Source organism: Neochlamydia sp. AcF95, from assembly GCF_018342455.1.
Classification (GTDB): domain Bacteria; phylum Chlamydiota; class Chlamydiia; order Chlamydiales; family Parachlamydiaceae; genus Neochlamydia.
Map to the genome: position 1 here is coordinate 1 of NZ_JAEMUC010000024.1, position 17060 is coordinate 17060.

The following is a 17060-nucleotide window of genomic DNA, read 5'->3' on the forward strand; positions in this document are numbered from 1 at the left end:
TAAAAGGAAATTTACATTTTTTCTTTTTAAAATTGATGCAATGATGGAGTTTTTTAGGGTAAATCAGGTTGGACTATCTAGACTTTTCTTTAGAAAAAAATCAAGTAGAGATAGAAACCTACAAATCCTTTTTTTCTAAGGTAAAAAAGGATTCTAAACTTAATGAGAGCTCTAAAGTTGCTCTCATTAAAATTACGATCCTTGCATCCCGCAGGAAAGATTCTTGGGGAGAAAAAGAGCTTTGTCTAGCAGAGCTAGAAGAGATACTTGCAGAAGCCCAACATATTTATGAAAAATGGGGAGAAGAAACGCTGCAGATTTTTTACGAGGCTACGCGTGTACACTTTTCCATTAGGCTAGAGCATATTATACATATTTTCAAGCATATGCATATTTTGGCGGAAGATCTACAGATAGCCGAACAAGCTTTTGAATTATTAGATTGTTACTCCAACTGCCAGCTAAGCCCTGATCAGTTCTTAGAAAAGCTAGAGCAGCTTGCACCCACTACTCCTATGAATGCAGCTATTCTAGAAAAAGATATAAAAAATGTGCTGGTAAGATTTAAGAAAGATGATGGCCATGTTCACTTCTGCCTTCCTGACGTGCATTTAAAAACTATTACTAAGCAATTCTCCTTAATACAAGGTTTGTGTCACAAGTGGAAACATTTGCAGCTGGAAGAATTAATTAGTTTGGCACATAAAATCCGTTTTCACCCTCAGCCAAACTATAGCGATATTTTAAAGATTATGGCTATCGGTCACTTAGCTTTAAAGATAAAATTTCAAATAGAGCTTCATAGCATTCAAACCTTGACCGTACTAGGTTTATTAGCGCATGAGACAAGTTGCATAGCTCAAGTCAAGACAGGCGAAGGTAAGTCCTTGATTGTGACCTTGCTTGCTTTTGTATTAGCTATGCAAAATAAAAGCGTTCACGTTATCTCTTCTTCGCAAAACCTAGCCAGGCGTGACCAGCAGCAAGCAGCCAAATTTTTTAACATTTTTGCAATTAGTTCCTCGCATATCTGCAAAAATGAGCCAGAAGCTAATTCCTTCAAAGCAAATATACTATACGGAACCGCCACTGATTTTGAATTTGCTGTGATGCGCGAAATGCTTTATTTTAAGCCACTCTTTCCTCAACATTCCGAACACAACCTTTTTAAACGTTTTAATTATGCAATCATTGATGAACTAGATAATTTAACGATCGATACAGCAGCTAATAGTGCACGATTAGGAAATGCTGCTGAAATACATTTTAATTGGGTCTACAAGCCTATATTTGCATTTGTAAAAGCAAACTATACTAAAAGTCTCTTTAAGGATGAATCCCTCCAACAACTTAAAGAATTTTTAAAAGAATATTCAAATGGAAAATTTAGTTCTCAAGTTCATCAATTAGGCAATAGACAATTAAAAAATTGGCTTAAATCCGCTTTCAAAGCCCTTTTCGTTTTGCAGGAAAATATAGATTATGTGGTTGATGCTAAAAGCGGTGAAGATAAAAAAAAGATTTTAATCGTTGATGCAATTAATACAGGGCGTATACATAAGCATTCTCGCTGGAGCCATGGCCTACATGAATTTGTGGAAATTAAACATTCTATTTCCCCGGCGAAGGAAACCATAACTCCTATTTCTTTATCCCACCCTGCATTTTATGAAATGTATAATTGCTTGTATGGGCTTACAGGCACGCTTGGATCGCAAATAGAAAGAGAAACATTAAGAAAAATTTATCAGGTAGAAACCTTTGATGTTCCTACACAAAAGCCGGTGCTAAGAAAAGATTTTCCTCTAGTTGCAGTAGATACCAACGAGCTTCATCTGCAAACCATTATTGAGAAAATTCAACAATTTAAACAAACAAACCGCCCTCTTTTAGTCTTATGCCCTACTATTCATGCCTCCAAAGTGCTTGGAGAAATGTTAATTAAAAACAACATTTCCCATCGGATGCTTAATGAAATACAAACTGAAAAAGAAGAGGATATTTTAGCCGTGGCTGGCCTACCAGGCGCCCTTACCATTGCTACTAATAATGCAGGCAGAGGCACGGATATTAGACTAGATCCCGAAAGCCTCGAAAGAGGAGGCCTGCATGTGATATTAACATTTTACCCTAACTCTGACCGAGTGGAATATCAAGCACGTGGAAGAGCGGGCCGTCAAGGACAAAAGGGGTCCTCAGAAATCATCATTTCTTTAGAAAATCTACCGCATTTGCTGAAGTGTATGCAGAAAATAGAAGTCCCACGGCATGAATTTATTGAGCATTGCCTTCACTATCAACGAATGAGAGAAGCAAATTTTCTAAAGCATGAGCAAATCTTTCAAGCTGAGATTGAACGCTATTGCTATACCTTAGTACAAGAATTTTTTACTTTTCTCCACTCATTTAATGCTCTTTGTAATAATGAACAAATTTTAGAAAAATGGGCCGATACTCTAAAGAATCAAAAAATAAGTAAAAATCATTCCCCCGATATTCATACGTTAAGCCCTACCGAGCAGCTGATAGTAAAAGATATATTAAAACTGCTTCAAGTAGATCAAGCAGAACAAGAACAGTGGAAGAACCTTCTTAAACAAATAGGGGCCTATATCCAAGCTCAAATCCTTCATACATGGTCAGTAAAAGTTTATAAAAAATTTTCAGAGATGTCGGGTCAATTAAAGATCCAAGAGATGATTAGGGCTCAAGAGGAAGTGGATTGGTTTATAAAGATAGAAAAAGAAGATAAAAACGAAGAAGCTTCCAATACTCTTAATAAGCAGATTTCCTGCATTAGGAATGACAAACTTGCTTTGTTAAAAGAGGAAATTAAAAAGTTGTTTGAACATCATATGGCTTTATGGAAAAAATATCAGGATTCTTCAGGCTTGTTTTTTATCGAATACATTCGCGAAATGGCCAAAGTTAGTTTAAAAAACATAGCTCCTTGAAAAGTAATTTAATAAGTGTCTGTTCAATTCTACTGAATAAAAAAAGTAATAAAGCAACTGGAGGTAAAGGTGTCCTGGAGGCATCCTATACGGCCTGAGGTTTTCATATTTTTGATTATAAAATCAACTTGATTAACGGGCAATTAAGCTAGGATTAGCGAGCCTACCATTATCTTTTAAACTCTTTAAAAAAGATAAAGAGAATTTGTTAGGTTGCTAATAATAAAATAAAAATGAGATGGTGAAATAAAAACCTTCCTATAAAAGGAGCACTTCATGAGTATAATAATTAACAGCCTTCATTTTTCTAGACCCCCTGGTTACGATGAAGGGCATATAATAGAAGTAGGGGAAAAAACGCCTCTCTCTTCTATTAATAATGAAGCTTCAAAATGGTGCAAACTTATTTTCGAAAACGGTGACCGAGAAGCAAGAAGATTTGTAAAGGCTCACTACTCTAATTCTGAGGAAGCCCTAAAAGATTTAGAAAAGATTAAAGCGCTAAAAATTTCTGGTAAGAATTTGGAAACCATACCAAAAGGGTTATCTTTACTCAAAAATTTAACTATCCTAGACTTAAGCTCTAACAAGTTAAAAACTTTTCCAGAAGGAGAAGAAATTAGAAAGCTTACTAAACTACGCAACCTAATTTTAAATGGAAATCCTATCGAAAGCCTACCAGAATATGTTGTTAATCAAGAGACAAAAAATATTAGAAGTATTTCTCTTTATAGGACAGAAATTAAAGAAATCCCCTATAGCTGTAAAAATATTATCGAAAGTTATCCTGCTACAGTGATATTTACTTGATCAAGAAGCTCTTAATTAAGCATAAAAAAAATGATTAAGAGCTGTAGATTATATTAAGAGATTTTTAGCTTTTTAAGGTAGGGTAAAACGTTTTTATTTGGCTGCTAGGATATCCTAGATAGCACCTGACCTGAAAAACATGAATTGCCTGGCAAATACTATTTCTGGTAGTTGTAACTTATCTAACATCTTTTCTTATGCAAGATGTTTTGCATCTAGGAAGGCTTGTAAAAGCATCTTACCAAAACAATACTTTCCTGTATGTATTCTTTCGTTATTATGCTCATTCATCCTTTTATCCACATTCTCTTGTAATTCTTCAACATTTTTAAACACTTTCTTCCTAAAAGCTATGGCATAAAATTCGTTCAGGATAGTCTGGGGAAAACCTTTGCAGATTTTATTGGTTTAAAGGATGTCGAGCTTTAGTGCGCGAGTGGTCAATATCTTTGATGGCCAGATAAATTTCATACTCCTGGTGTTCTCTTACGCCACAATGCTCTGTTCCACGATCGGTTAACAATATCAACATTCGAACATCCTGCTCTTCAAACCAAGGAATGATTCGATCATTTAGCATATCTGCTGCTATTAACGCATTTTTCCTATCGTATAGTTTGACAAAAGATACCTTAGAATAGATATTGATCATTTTCTGTTGATAAACGCCTCTAACAGTGTCTATATAATAAGTATCTTGAGATAATAGATAACCTGGATGTTCAGTTTCAATTTCGCCATGCGCTTCTTTTTCTTCCTTGGCTTTTACAAGAGCTCTTAGTGGTCCTCTGTTAATATCATCTCTTCTTAAAGACATTTTAGCTTCCAATGCTTTGAGACGTTTTGGAAAGGTCTTAAAGATTGTATCGTAGCCAAACAGAGCGTACGCCTCCCGGCGAAATGAAGACTCCTTGTTTCTTCAAGCTCATTACATACTCTTAATTGTCTATAAGCAGGCTTTTGAAGAGAAAAATCAACCACATCTTTTTCGGTAGACTCGTCTACCCTGCTTTTTATCCAAGGTTTTCTAGGCGTTATCCCTGAAGAGCTGCCTCTCCACCTGTTTCATTAAGTTCTTAGAATCTGTAAAAGCTATCTCTAGAATATCCCATCATTTTACATGCATGAAATACATTCCCTAATGTTTCGGCTAGCTTTAGAACATTTAAGCTTGTTTTTTGTAACTTTTTGATGGGTTGCTAAATTTGACATTTTGACCCTCCTTATGGCTCTTGGAGCCACTCACTTTCAACTTTAGTCCTATCACTTTCAATAGTAACAGGACTTCAACCTTGACGGCTTTTAAATCACGTTTTCTTTATTTTTATCACAAATGTCCCGATTAAGTCCTGTCTATTGCACTTTTATACCTGCTAGGCATTGCCATATAAATCACATGTTATTCAAAGATTAAAATTTCTTTAATGGGCAAATGGTTGACTGTTTTTACTACCTATGTTAATTTTTTTACTACCTAAACCCTTTAATTAACAAGAGGTATGCCATGCAAAAATGGATGTTATTATTAAGTTTAGCATTTTTTCAGCTGTTTGCTCATCTAGCTCTTTATGGCGAATCTTATCATTCTAAACATCCGGTAGTCGTCTTTGAAACTACCCAAGGCAATTTTGAAGTGACACTCTTTCCTGACCTAGCGCCTAAAGCCGTGGAAAACTTTTTAACTCATGCTAAAGAAAATTATTATAATGGGACTACTTTTCATCGAGTGATCAAGGGTTTTATGATTCAAGGAGGTGATCCTGAAGGTAACGGTACAGGTGGCCAATCCATTTGGGGCAAGCCTTTTGCTGATGAATTTCATCCAGATCGCCATTTTGATCATCCCGGTATCTTAGCCATGGCTAATAGAGGCCCTCATACCAATGGAAGTCAATTTTTTATTACCACCGCTAAAACCCCCTGGCTGGATCAAAAGCACACCATTTTCGGGGAAGTCACTAAAGGTTATGAGATTGTCCAAAAAATAGAGGACGTGCAGACTAATGCACAAAACCGTCCTCTCGTAGCACAAAAAATTATTAAAATTTCCCTTAAAAATTAACATTTGATTGAGAGGGTATAGATAGATTTTTATTTGTATCCTCTCATTGTTATGCTTCATGGGCTGTGGGATTACTTTTCATTATAGCCTCTTTTTCTCTACCTTTAAAGGTCTGCTTCTCCCTTCACTCCTTTTTAAGTCTTTTAATCTTATACAATCTATCTTCTCTACAAGGCAGAGGGGCGGGCATTCTCAATAGCTAACGCAGGAATTTTAAGTAAATACTCAGATAGCCCACATTTAATTAAAAAGTTAGAGTCATATGCTTTTGAGCTACTTCTCATGCAACCTCATGCTTTATAAACCACTCACGTTAAGTAGAAAGACAGCTTTCTGAGAGTTGGATATGTAGACGGAGTTTTTTTAAACCTACAATTTCTTAACAGGAGGAAGATGAGAAGATCCAATCCATAAGCGTTTTATCCATCCAATGGCAACCATGTTCCTTGCCTGCCCAGCCGAGAAATCCCATATGTCCACCATACCTGGTCATATAAACATTTACATTCGAGGGAATATGATTGTAGTCTATCCTGTAGCAATCAATAAATGGATCGTCTTCTGCAAATAAGATATAAGTAGAGATCGCAATAGAATGAATAAATTTAATCGAGCTACAATGTTGATAATAGTCGATAGCGTCCTTAAACCCCCATAAAGGGGCGGTCACCTTATCATCAAACTCATACATCGATTGAATAGAAAGATCTTTTAGCCATTTTTGGCTCTGCTTTAACACCCGGGCTAAATAATACTTATGGTAAATCCAGTAGGCTTCTTTTTCGATATATTGAACAGCATGATGTAAATCTACTGGAGGGCATACTGCTATGAGATGATCCATGTATTGAACAGCCTCTTCTCCTAACTCGCCTGCTAATTTAAGAACTATATTTCCACCAAGAGAAAAGCCTATTACAACAAGCGAAGAGGTAGGAAAACGAATTTTAAGCCATTTCAAAACACTTAAGATATCTTGGCTTGTGCCTCCATGATAAGGACGTTTGGCTTTACTTACTCCCCCACTACGAAGATTAACACGCATTGCACAGTGGCCAGCTTGATAGATCTTTCGTGATAGCCGTAAAAGATAACCTGATTGATAGCTTCCTCCTAGGCCATGAACCATCACTACAATTTTGGTAGGAGGTTTTCCTGGATGAGGGTTAGAAAGATAGCAAGACAATTGATCACCATCCTCTAATGAAACTAGAATTTCATAGGAAGGCGGTGCTTTACCATTGGCTAGAAAGGTCGGTAAAGTGGTTTGGACATGAGGAGAGCTCAATCCAAAAAGAGGCTGAAAATTTAATTTGCTGAGCAAGGGATGCCTTTATAAGATTTGCTTTTAATTATCACAAAAAAGGACTGATCCCTGCAACTTTTAAAGTTAATTTTTACGCAACTTAATTTTGAAGCTTCCTAGATAGGCTATCATTTTCTTTATCCTATTCACCGGCTTGCACTTTTTATCGACAGTTTTTAAAAGTTCTTAGCAAAAAGGCGGTAACTTAATGCGATTTATTTTAATTCTCTGCGCCTTGCTTAACGTGTGGTTATAAAAACTTTTCCCATTTTATCTACTAATACAGAATTTTCAGCTTGTGCCACTATGCCTTGACCTTCTTCTACTAAAGGAGCATAACCTACCACTGACCCTGCTTTAAGTAGCTCTGCCATATGGCGCCTAATTTCAGAAAGTTCAAGCTCTGCTTCAATAAGATCATGCATACAAAAAGGAAGCCCACTAAAACTTTTAATTTTTGCAATCAAAGAACGAGGAACAGATAATGGAATAGGCCGAGCACGCACAAAAGAGAAAATTGCAGGGCTCCCCGCTTCATAAATAAAACCTTTTCCATCGGTAGCAAAAGGTTCAATGGCAAAGGTCATACCCGGCTTTACGATAGCTGTAGAATTATCGCAATAGTTAGGAATCAAAGGAGCCGTATGTACCTTATAAATTCCTAGCCCATGACCTGCAAGGTTTTTTACAGATTTAAATCCATAGGAAGAAATTTTTTCTTCAATAATTCTACCAATTTCTTTAATAGGTAGACCTACCTGGATAGATTGCTCAGCACTTAGTAAAGCACTTTCAACAGCATCAATGAGAGCTTGGTATTTGCCTGATAAATCTACTGTGACCGCGCAATCACCAATAGCGCCCTGATAACATATTCCTACATCCAATTTGATTACTTCTTGGGAAAAAATAATATCTTCGTCAGGTTGAGGTAGAAAATGTGCAGCCACATTATTTAAAGCTATTTGAGGAGGAAAAGCAGGAATGGCTCCTAATGAGAATATTTTCTCTTTAATTTTAGTGATAACCTCATTATATGAAGCCCCAGCTTTGATTAATGCTTTACCAAAAGCACGTACTTGATGAGCCATCTTCCCCGCTTGAATAAAATCTTGCTTATATTTTTCATTCATTCTTCACTTCCTTATTTTGCGAAAGTATTCTATTCAATCTAGCGCATTAAATCTACTTTAACCTTTCTTCTCTTAAGAGTTACCCTGCTAAAGCTGCATAAGCTAATTTTTTTGTAAGTTTAAGGTAGAAGAAATCCAATCATTTAAATAAGCTAAGCACATTCTTCACTAACAGGCTTTTTACAAGATCCTAAAATTTTTAGAAGTTATTATTTATGCACTACACCACTGTACAGCTCTTGTTTTTACTTTTTTTCTTAGGATTTTTATCTTTAAACTTTCTTTTGGGTGTCTATATTATTAGGCAATGGGGCAGCCCCCTACCTCGCTTATGCCATGAATTCGACAAAAAAATATGGATGACTTTAGGATTAGGAATTATTTTTTTTGGCTTTTATTTTATTTTTATCACTTTTTTGGGATGGAGCCTAAAAGGTCAAAGTTTAAGAAAAGTATTCATTTTCCTTTATGACCACACGGCCAGCTGTATCTATATTGGCTTATCTATCTTTTCATTTTTCTCGCTCTCTATCTATCTTGCAAGAATGCTGATAAAACACCTCTATTGGAAAGCCACAAAAAAAACTTTAGAAAAAAAAGAAAGGGTTACTAATAAAATAAAGTGATTCTTGCTAGGAAACCAGCTAAACAAGTGTGCTTTAGCAGCAATGCCTCTTAAGTTAAGCTTTCGGGAAAGATTTTATTAATTTCAATAAATCCGTGCCCTCATAATGGCATGCCTTCAACTTTATAGCAAAAATCTAAGAAAGCTTAACTTTTCAATGGACAACTTTTTAACCGATGGTTTAAACAAAAAAACTTTATAAGAGGGATTGATTATAAGGATCCCAAAATTCTTAGTTCTAAATTCTATGATTTAAATGGTAAATTCCTAGCATCAAGGATCTGTATGAATATTTCTCTTCCTCCTTGTCATGAAAGTAAAAAGCCTGTTATCTCAAAAGCTACCTTTTCAGGAGGAGCTTATAGCTGCCCTATGCATCCAGAGATTGAGCAAAATTACCGCGGTTATTGCTCCCTTTGTGGTATGCCTTTAGAAACTAAACATCTTTCCTTAGAAACAGATGATTCAGAATATGTAGAGACGTGGCAGAGGTTTAGGGTAGCAGTGATCCTAACCCTCCCCCTTTTCTTTTTAGCGATGAGCAAAATGCACCCTACCTTGGATGCTTTAACCCTATCTTTAGGCACAGCATCTGAATGGATGCAATTTATTCTTGCCACGCCTGTTGTCTTGTGGGCAGGATGGCCCTTTTTTGAAAGGGCATGGTTGTCTATAGTCAATCGTTCTCTAAACATGTTTTCTTTAATTGCCCTTGGAATAGGAAGCGCCTATTTATATAGTGCTATCGCTGTGATCTTTCCTCACATTTTTCCTGCGGCGTTTAAAGAAAAGGGGCAACTTTTTGTTTATTTTGAAGCTGCGGCAGTTATCACTGTGCTTGTTCTTCTTGGGCAACTGCTAGAACTTAAAGCTAAAGTACATACCAACCAAGCTATACGCTCTTTAATAAATCAAACAGCTAAAAGCGCTCATGTAATGAAAAATGGCCAAGAACAAGAAACACCTTTAGATCAACTGCAAGAAGGCGATATTTTAAAAGTAAAGCCCGGTGAGAAAATTCCTGTGGATGGCTTTATTATCGAGGGGACAAGTTTTATTGATGAGTCAATGCTAACTGGTGAATCCCTTGCTGTTGAAAAGCAAGTTAAAGATCAGGTTACAGGTGGTACTGTAAATCAAGCGGGTAGCTTTCTTATGCAAGCCACACGTGTGGGCAATCACACTCTGCTGGCACATATCATCCAAATGGTATCCCAAGCCCAAAGAAGTAAAGCTCCTATTCAAAAACTTGCGGATTTAATTGCCAAATATTTTGTCCCCGCGGTGATAGGAGTAGCCATTCTAACATTTATGATATGGGTATGGAAAGGACCTGAGCCAAGCTTTGTTTTTGCCTTCATTAATGCGTTGGCAGTATTAATCATTGCATGTCCCTGTGCCTTAGGATTAGCCACCCCTATGTCAATCATGATGGGCATCGGTAGAGGCGCCCAAACAGGCATTCTCGTAAAGAATGCAGAAGCCTTACAACTTTTAGAAAGAGTTGATACTTTAATGGTAGATAAAACCGGTACCGTAACCCAAGGAAAACTTAGTATCTTGCAAATCACCCCCATGCATGGCTGGCAAGAAAATGAACTTTTGACATACGCAGCTTCGATAGAAAAAAACAGTGAGCATCCCCTAGCTCAAGCCATTGTGAATGAAGCTCAACGTCGATCTTTAAATCTTTTACCAAACGTAAAATTTAAATCTATGACTAGTGAAGGCGTGGCAGGAATAGTTGATAGCAAAGAAGTATTGATCGGCAGTCGAAATTTAATGCAAAGAATGCAGGTACACGGCCAAGAGGAATTACTAAAAGCCTCTCAAGCAGCGCAAGCACAAGCGCAAACCGTGCTGTTTGTTTCTGTCGAGGGAAATATTATAGGCTTTATGGCGTTAGCTGATGCTCTAAAACCCACTTCTGCTCAGGCTATTCATGAACTCCATTTGCTAGGTTTGAAAGTTATTATGTTGACTGGAGATAATACGCAGACAGCCCAAGCAGTTGCTTTAGCTACCCATATTGATGAGACTTATGCGGAAATCACTCCTCAGGGTAAAAGCCTCTTTATTCAGAACGCCATACAAAATAGGCATATTGTTGCTATGGCTGGTGACGGAATCAACGATGCACCCGCCCTAGCTGCTGCCCATGTAGGCATTGCTATGGGAACAGGCACAGACATTGCTAAAGAAAGTGCAGCAATTACTTTAGTAAAAGGTGACTTAATGGGTATCGTACGAGCCATTAAGTTAAGCCGAGCTACTATGCGCAATATTCGGCAAAATCTATTTTTTGCTTTTATCTACAATATTATAGGTGTATCTCTAGCAACCGGCATTCTGTACCCTTGGATAGGATTGCTTTTAAATCCCATGATTGCCAGCGCAATCATGGCGTTTAGCTCTGTGTCAGTAATCATGAATGCGCTAAGGCTAAGAAAGTGTTAACACTGAACAGAGAAATCAACCCTTAGAAAAATTACTGAGAAAAAAAAGAATAAGCGTTTATTAAGACAAGCAGCTGGACCGGTAACCAAAGCACAAAACGGCTCTCTTTTTGTCGTTTGTGTTTTAATACAATTCAAGACTATAAAGTAAATAAGTTGTAAAATGGTTAACATAAGGCGTGTCTATTGAAATGTTCATTTCTTCTTTTCTTATCTTGCCCATTTATCAGTCAATACATTAGGCCCTAAGCTAGATGGCTAGCTAAATTTTTAGATCTTTTGAATTCCTAAACTACTCCTATAAAATTAGTATCTCTTTGGTAAATAATCTGTGTCTTTTAATTACGCCACCCCCATCTTTTTATGCCTTCTTTTCTCTACGGCTGACGTGACGACACATCATTGAGCAAGACTTAAAAGCTAAATAATCCTTATTCTAAACTTCTAAAAATCAGTATTCTTCTCATGCTCAGCATTTTAAGCAATTGTAGGGATCGCAATAAATGCATGGCATAGAAGCGTTAAAACATCCAAGATCTAACAGAATTGTAAAAATTCTAAGCGCTAAATGATCGGCTTTATACGTACGATTATGTAAGAGGCGAGCTAATTATTCTATACCAGCTAGCCATCAATCTAGGGCTATTGGCATGAATAGCTCTTTCTCATTTAGGCTTGCAACATTTAGAAAAAAAACTTTTAATTTTTTCATATGAATGATTGCTAATATTTTTGGCTAAAAAAATGCCCGCAAAACTTGCTTAATATGCGGAGGAGATTTAAGATCGGTTTATTTGCTTCCATTAATGCTTCCAAACATGTCTTTTTCAGCATTTTTAAAAACTTCCTTGGATGAATATTTCCAATGCCTTAACTTACCAAATAACTTAAGGCTCATTCATTATGTATTAGGAAATGAATCCGCTGATTTAGATTCCGTTATTTCTTCCCTAACTTATGCTTACTTATTATATGAAAATCATTCTAAACAAGAGCTCTACCTTCCTCTTATCAACCTCAAAAGAGAGGAGTTAAATGCTCGCAGAGACCTTCTCTATTTGCTCCAGCTAGCAAAAATCCCTACTAATCATCTTCTTTTTTTAGAAGAAGCCCCTTTCAGTTATCTTTTTTCTCGAAGCCAATTACGCTTAAATCTTGTCGATCATCATATTTTAAGAAAGGACCAACAGATTTTTTCTGCCGTCGTAGAAAGCATCATCGATCATCATTTTCCTGAGCCAATAAATTATCCTCTTCTCTCGCCTGCAAGCTTGCTAATAGAACCGGTGGGTTCTACAGCCACTTTGATTGCAGAAAAACTGATCACTCATCCTACCATTAATATTACACCTGAAATAGCTATCTTGCTATTGGCACCTATATTGATAGATACTCATGATTTAAAATCTATAGATAAAACTACCTGGCGAGATATTAAAATAGCTGAAAAACTACTCCAGGTGGCTGCTGACACCCTCCCTTCTAATTTCTATGATATCCTCCAGGTAGAAAAGAATAACATCTCCCTACTATCTCCCCTACAGCTTCTTAATAAGGATTTCAAGAGCTATCTAGCCGGAAATTTTTTCTATGGAATTTCTTCTCTTCCGCAAGGAGTCGATTGGTGGCAACAAGAGAGGCAAAGCTTGCTTCCTTTGCTAAATACATATGTTCAGGACAAAGACCTATCGCTGCTGCTCCTATTTATGTCTCCCATAAGCCCCATAGGTCCGAAGCATAGAATAATCGTTTATACCCCTTCCCCCTTAATTTTAGAATCATTTAAATTTTATGTCGAAAAAGACCTGATACTAAAGAAGCTACTTTTACCGAGCTCCTCTTTAAGGCATCCATGCTTGGCATATTATGAAATAGAAAGTTTTATAGCTAGGAAGCATTTGCAACCTTATTTTCATTTTTTAAAAAATTTAGCTACTCTATCCTGATAAAGAATAAACCATTCTTTAAAGAACAAAGCTTTTTATCTATTTAACCTCTTGGGCAACAAACCAGATGCCATAAGCTCTATAAAAGAGAAAAAGGTTCAAATATAACCCCTCGATTTCTCTTAGAGAACCTATTGATAGGCTCAAACGCCAGGTCTTTCCTTTTAACCTGAATCTACGTACCTGCTAGCATTAGCTTTGACTAAGAGCTAAAGAGCAAGGTTGGGACAAGCTAAAAAAGCTTTGTAGGGTAGTAATCAAACTTTTTTGTAAACAATAAAGAGGCAAAGAATGACTTAAGGAGGCTTATTTTTAGATTGAGCTCCTACTTGATCTTTCTTCCCATAATGTTTTCTAGACCTTTCCCTCCGTCTAATTTGCTCTTTAGAATCTTTTAATCATTACATTTCTCTTAATGTTAAACATGCAACTTTACCCTGTAGGTAATTCATTGATATTTTAGGATCCCGGCCGAAAATGGCGAGCATTCTAATTAAACTCTTTCTATATTAGAGAGAAATAGGCCATGGTTATGAATGAAGAAGATATTTTTTATAAAGCTTTTCTATCCCAAGATTCTCGCTTTGATGGCAAATTTTATGTGGGAGTAAAAACTACTAAAATCTATTGCCGTCCTATCTGTCCAGCCAGGCCAAAACGCCAAAATGTGGAATTTTTTCTCAAAGCTTCATCTGCTGAGAAGGTAGGCTATAGGCCCTGCTTACGATGCCACCCCCCATCTTCGACCTCTTCCTTCGCCTATTCAGGCAGATCGGCAATAGTGTCACATGTTCTTAGAGTACTTACTGCTCAGGGGATGGGGGATAAAGGAGAAGATTATTTTGCTGGGCAATTTGGCTTAAGCGCTAGGCATTTACGCCGGCTATTTAGAGAGGAGATAGGCTTAACTCCTCAAAAAATTTGGGATAATAATCGTTTAAATTTTGCTTTAAAGCTTCTAACAAAGACTAAGCTTTCTATAACTCGTATAGCATTAGACGCGGGCTTTTCCTCTTTAAGACGTTTTAATGATGCTTTTAAAAAATATTATAAGCAAGCCCCCTCTTTAATACGAAAGAAAAATCTTTCCAATTCCCCTCATGAGAACATTATTTTAAAGTTAACTTATCACCCTCCTTTAGACTGGTCGCATTTAATTCATCATTTTAGAAACCATTTTATTCCTTATATGGAAAGTATTTCTGAGAACAGCTATGAGCGAGTTTTTAAGATTGAAGATTCAATAGGGGCTTTATCAGTAGAAGCAGATAGTCGCTATCCTTATCTCAAGCTGCAGATTGCTTGCCATGATACTAAAGTTTTATGTGCAGTAGCCAGCCGTGTCCGTAAAATGTTCGACCTTAATTCCGATCCTCTTTTCATAGCCAATCAATTTGCTTCTCATTTACCTTTATCTTTGCTATGGAAACAATGGCCGGGCTTAAGGCTGGCTAATGGTTGGGATCCTTATGAAACAGCTATCTGCGCAATTTTAGGGCAAGGCATTACCATGAGACATGCCTCCCAGCTAATTGGTCATTTGGTTTTATATTATGGAGAAAAAATTTTTCATCCCGTAACGCATGAAGAAAGATACTTATTTCCCATCCCTGAGATTTTAGCAAAAGCTTCTCTGCATGAGATTAAAACCACACAAGTACGTAAAGCTGCCATTCGAATGCTAAGCCAGAAGATTCTTCAACAAGAAATTAGCCTTTCGCCAGCTCAAGCACCTGAAGAATTTAAAAAATCCCTTCTTGCCATCCAAGGTATTGGGCCATGGACTGCAGAATACATTAGCCTACGAGCTATAGCAGATCCTGATGCTTTTCCCGCTACGGATCTAATTTTAAAAAGAGCGTTGAGGCTTAATCCTTCCTTGGACTTAAGCTGTATCCGACCCTGGCGAGGATATGCTGCCGTTTACCTATGGAAAAAATATTCTTATCATTCATCTTAAAAAAGGAGCTTCATTAGATGAAAATTTTTTATAAATACATGGATTCAATCGTAGGGAAGTTAAAGCTGGTAGCTCAAGGCAAGGTCCTTATAGCTATCTTATGGGAGCGTGAAAAGCTCAACCGTGTCAAGCTTGATGAACTTATCGAAGATGTCTATCATCCTCTTCTTATAGAAACTGAAAAGCAGCTTTTAGAATATTTTAATAAAAAGCGAAAATTCTTTGAACTCCCCTTAGAACACCACGGCACACCCTTCCAAAACAAAGTCTGGGAGGCCTTAAAGCATATTCCTTATGGCACTACTCTTAGCTATGGACAGCTTGCAAAAGAAATAAATCATCCTCGCGCAGTACGTGCCTTAGGAGCAGCCATAGGAAGAAATCCATTATCAATCGTTATTCCTTGCCACCGGGTGATTGGAACGAATGGAAAACTAACAGGATTTGCTGGGGGATTAGAAGCCAAAAGAACGCTTTTAAAAATTGAAGATTTCCCTGTTATCTAAAAAAATTAAAAAAAAGTAGAGTTTAACCCTTTTCTTTTTTAACCTTTGCACTTAAAAAAACGATTAAAATAAAATTTTCAGAGATTTATTTCCTAGGATTCGACCAGCGTTAATGCCTATATGGGTACGTAGCTCATCTGATAAGGCGCTACCTATCCTAGGGCTTATCACCTCAGCTAGTACCCATGCTTTGAAGCCCCTCTCCCCCTCTTCTGATCTTAATTTACAGTCAAAGATTTAGCATATAACCCTGCTTACTTGTAAGCTACTTTCCTAGAGGAAGAATTTCTTTCAAAGTTTCTTTAAAGCAAAATATTGCCGTGGCAGCAAGCGATCTTCCATAATAGCTGCAGAGCTTCCTCGTCTCTTGCAAAATCTTTCATGACTTTTGATAGATCGTTCAATTCTTTATTCAGCAGGTGTCCATCTCTTGATTTTAAGTCTTTCCCCTCTTCTTGGAGGCATTAAAGGGTTTAGGACTTGCCTTTAAGATGATCGGTAAAAAGCTTACCTATAAGTACTGTCTTTATAAGTCTTTTACGCTCATTGGCAACCGGTAATAAATCTCTTTTTCTTATCGCCATATCCCCAATTAACATAGAGGGAAGCCCCCTTCTACCTAGGCGAGAAAGAGATGCAAATTTTACTTTTCTATTTCCCTGTGTTTGAACCTAGCCTCTCCATTACAATATGATTAATCATTTTATTTAATACTGACCTTGCTAATCAGAAAATGAGAAACATGAATGCTAAGTATTTTTATTACTAGGCACAAAGATAAAAACAAGCTAAAGTAAATAACTGTTAAATATTAGAAGAATTTAAAGCAGAAAAAACTCGTATAAGCTTTCGATAAATTTAACCAAGTTTAGCGACAAAAAAAGCACTAAAAAATTATTTTAAAATAGGATTTGTTTATGATGAAAGAAACCGATGGACAAGCTAAGCCTGGAAGCTTTTTTTTCGAAATGGTAATGAATCTTTCTGACTCTATAATTTCCACCTCTGAAAATGATTCTAAAGAATCTCCATTACAAGCTCAATCATTTCAAAAAGAAAAAAAGGTGATGAAACGAGCACTGGAAGTTAAGGAAACAGAGCTAAGCAAACAAATTTTAAAGAGAAAAAAATATGCAATTTGGAAGCCCCGTAATTTAAAGATAGATAATGCTATGCAAAAAATGCTAAAAAACTCTCAAAAAGCTATGGAAGAGCATATAGAAGATGTAATAGGTAGGACTTAATCTGACATTTGTGATAAAAATAAAGGAAACACAATTTATAAGTCGCGAAGCTTGAAGC

General features: G+C 36.7%; 10 protein-coding genes and 1 pseudogene. 8 read left to right on the forward strand and 3 right to left on the reverse strand.

The features are described from left to right. Nucleotides 1–68 precede the first annotated feature (68 nt). Together NEOC95_RS01950 and NEOC95_RS01955 are read left to right on the forward strand one after the other, a co-directional pair. Nucleotides 69–2954 carry a preprotein translocase subunit SecA gene (locus tag NEOC95_RS01950; RefSeq protein ID WP_213151169.1) on the forward strand — a complete coding sequence of 962 codons (2886 nt, stop codon included), beginning with the start codon at nucleotides 69–71 and terminating at the stop codon, nucleotides 2952–2954. 276 nt (nucleotides 2955–3230) lie between these two features. Then, on the forward strand, nucleotides 3231–3764 hold the full coding sequence (locus tag NEOC95_RS01955; RefSeq protein ID WP_213151171.1) for a leucine-rich repeat domain-containing protein: 534 nt from the start codon (nucleotides 3231–3233) through the stop codon (nucleotides 3762–3764). A gap of 195 nt (nucleotides 3765–3959) precedes the next feature. Here the strand turns inward: NEOC95_RS01955 and NEOC95_RS01960 are convergent. Next, a pseudogene (locus NEOC95_RS01960) lies at nucleotides 3960–4957 on the reverse strand (helix-turn-helix domain-containing protein). A 311-nt stretch (nucleotides 4958–5268) separates the two neighbouring features. Between NEOC95_RS01960 and NEOC95_RS01965 the strand changes: the two are divergent. Further along, nucleotides 5269–5826, forward strand: a complete 558-nt coding sequence (locus tag NEOC95_RS01965) for a peptidylprolyl isomerase (RefSeq protein WP_166156225.1) — start codon at nucleotides 5269–5271, stop codon at nucleotides 5824–5826. 379 nt (nucleotides 5827–6205) lie between these two features. On the opposite strand, the gene NEOC95_RS01970 is transcribed toward NEOC95_RS01965, so the two are convergent. Further along, the gene (locus NEOC95_RS01970; protein WP_213151173.1) at nucleotides 6206–7150 is read right to left on the reverse strand and encodes a YheT family hydrolase; all 945 of its coding nucleotides are present in this window, start codon (nucleotides 7148–7150) and stop codon (nucleotides 6206–6208) included. Nucleotides 7151–7371: 221 nt separating this feature from the next. Further along, nucleotides 7372–8265, reverse strand: a complete 894-nt coding sequence (gene map / locus NEOC95_RS01975) for a type II methionyl aminopeptidase (RefSeq protein ID WP_166156219.1) — start codon at nucleotides 8263–8265, stop codon at nucleotides 7372–7374. 910 nt (nucleotides 8266–9175) lie between these two features. Between map and NEOC95_RS01980 the strand changes: the two genes are divergently transcribed. From NEOC95_RS01980 to NEOC95_RS02000, 5 genes are all read left to right on the forward strand, one after another. Next, nucleotides 9176–11347, forward strand: coding sequence for a copper-transporting P-type ATPase (locus NEOC95_RS01980; RefSeq protein WP_166156216.1), 2172 nt, complete (start codon nucleotides 9176–9178; stop codon nucleotides 11345–11347). A gap of 817 nt (nucleotides 11348–12164) precedes the next feature. Further along, entirely contained in the window at nucleotides 12165–13292 is a 1128-nt protein-coding gene (locus tag NEOC95_RS01985) for a DHH family phosphoesterase (RefSeq protein WP_166156213.1), read from the forward strand. A 532-nt stretch (nucleotides 13293–13824) separates the two neighbouring features. After that, the gene (locus NEOC95_RS01990; protein ID WP_166156210.1) at nucleotides 13825–15252 is read left to right on the forward strand and encodes a DNA-3-methyladenine glycosylase 2 family protein; all 1428 of its coding nucleotides are present in this window, start codon (nucleotides 13825–13827) and stop codon (nucleotides 15250–15252) included. Between the two features lie 17 nt (nucleotides 15253–15269). Further along, on the forward strand, nucleotides 15270–15758 hold the full coding sequence (locus NEOC95_RS09470) for a methylated-DNA--[protein]-cysteine S-methyltransferase (RefSeq protein ID WP_166156207.1): 489 nt from the start codon (nucleotides 15270–15272) through the stop codon (nucleotides 15756–15758). A gap of 917 nt (nucleotides 15759–16675) precedes the next feature. Further along, nucleotides 16676–17002, forward strand: coding sequence for a hypothetical protein (locus NEOC95_RS02000; RefSeq protein ID WP_213151175.1), 327 nt, complete (start codon nucleotides 16676–16678; stop codon nucleotides 17000–17002). Nucleotides 17003–17060 lie beyond the last annotated feature (58 nt).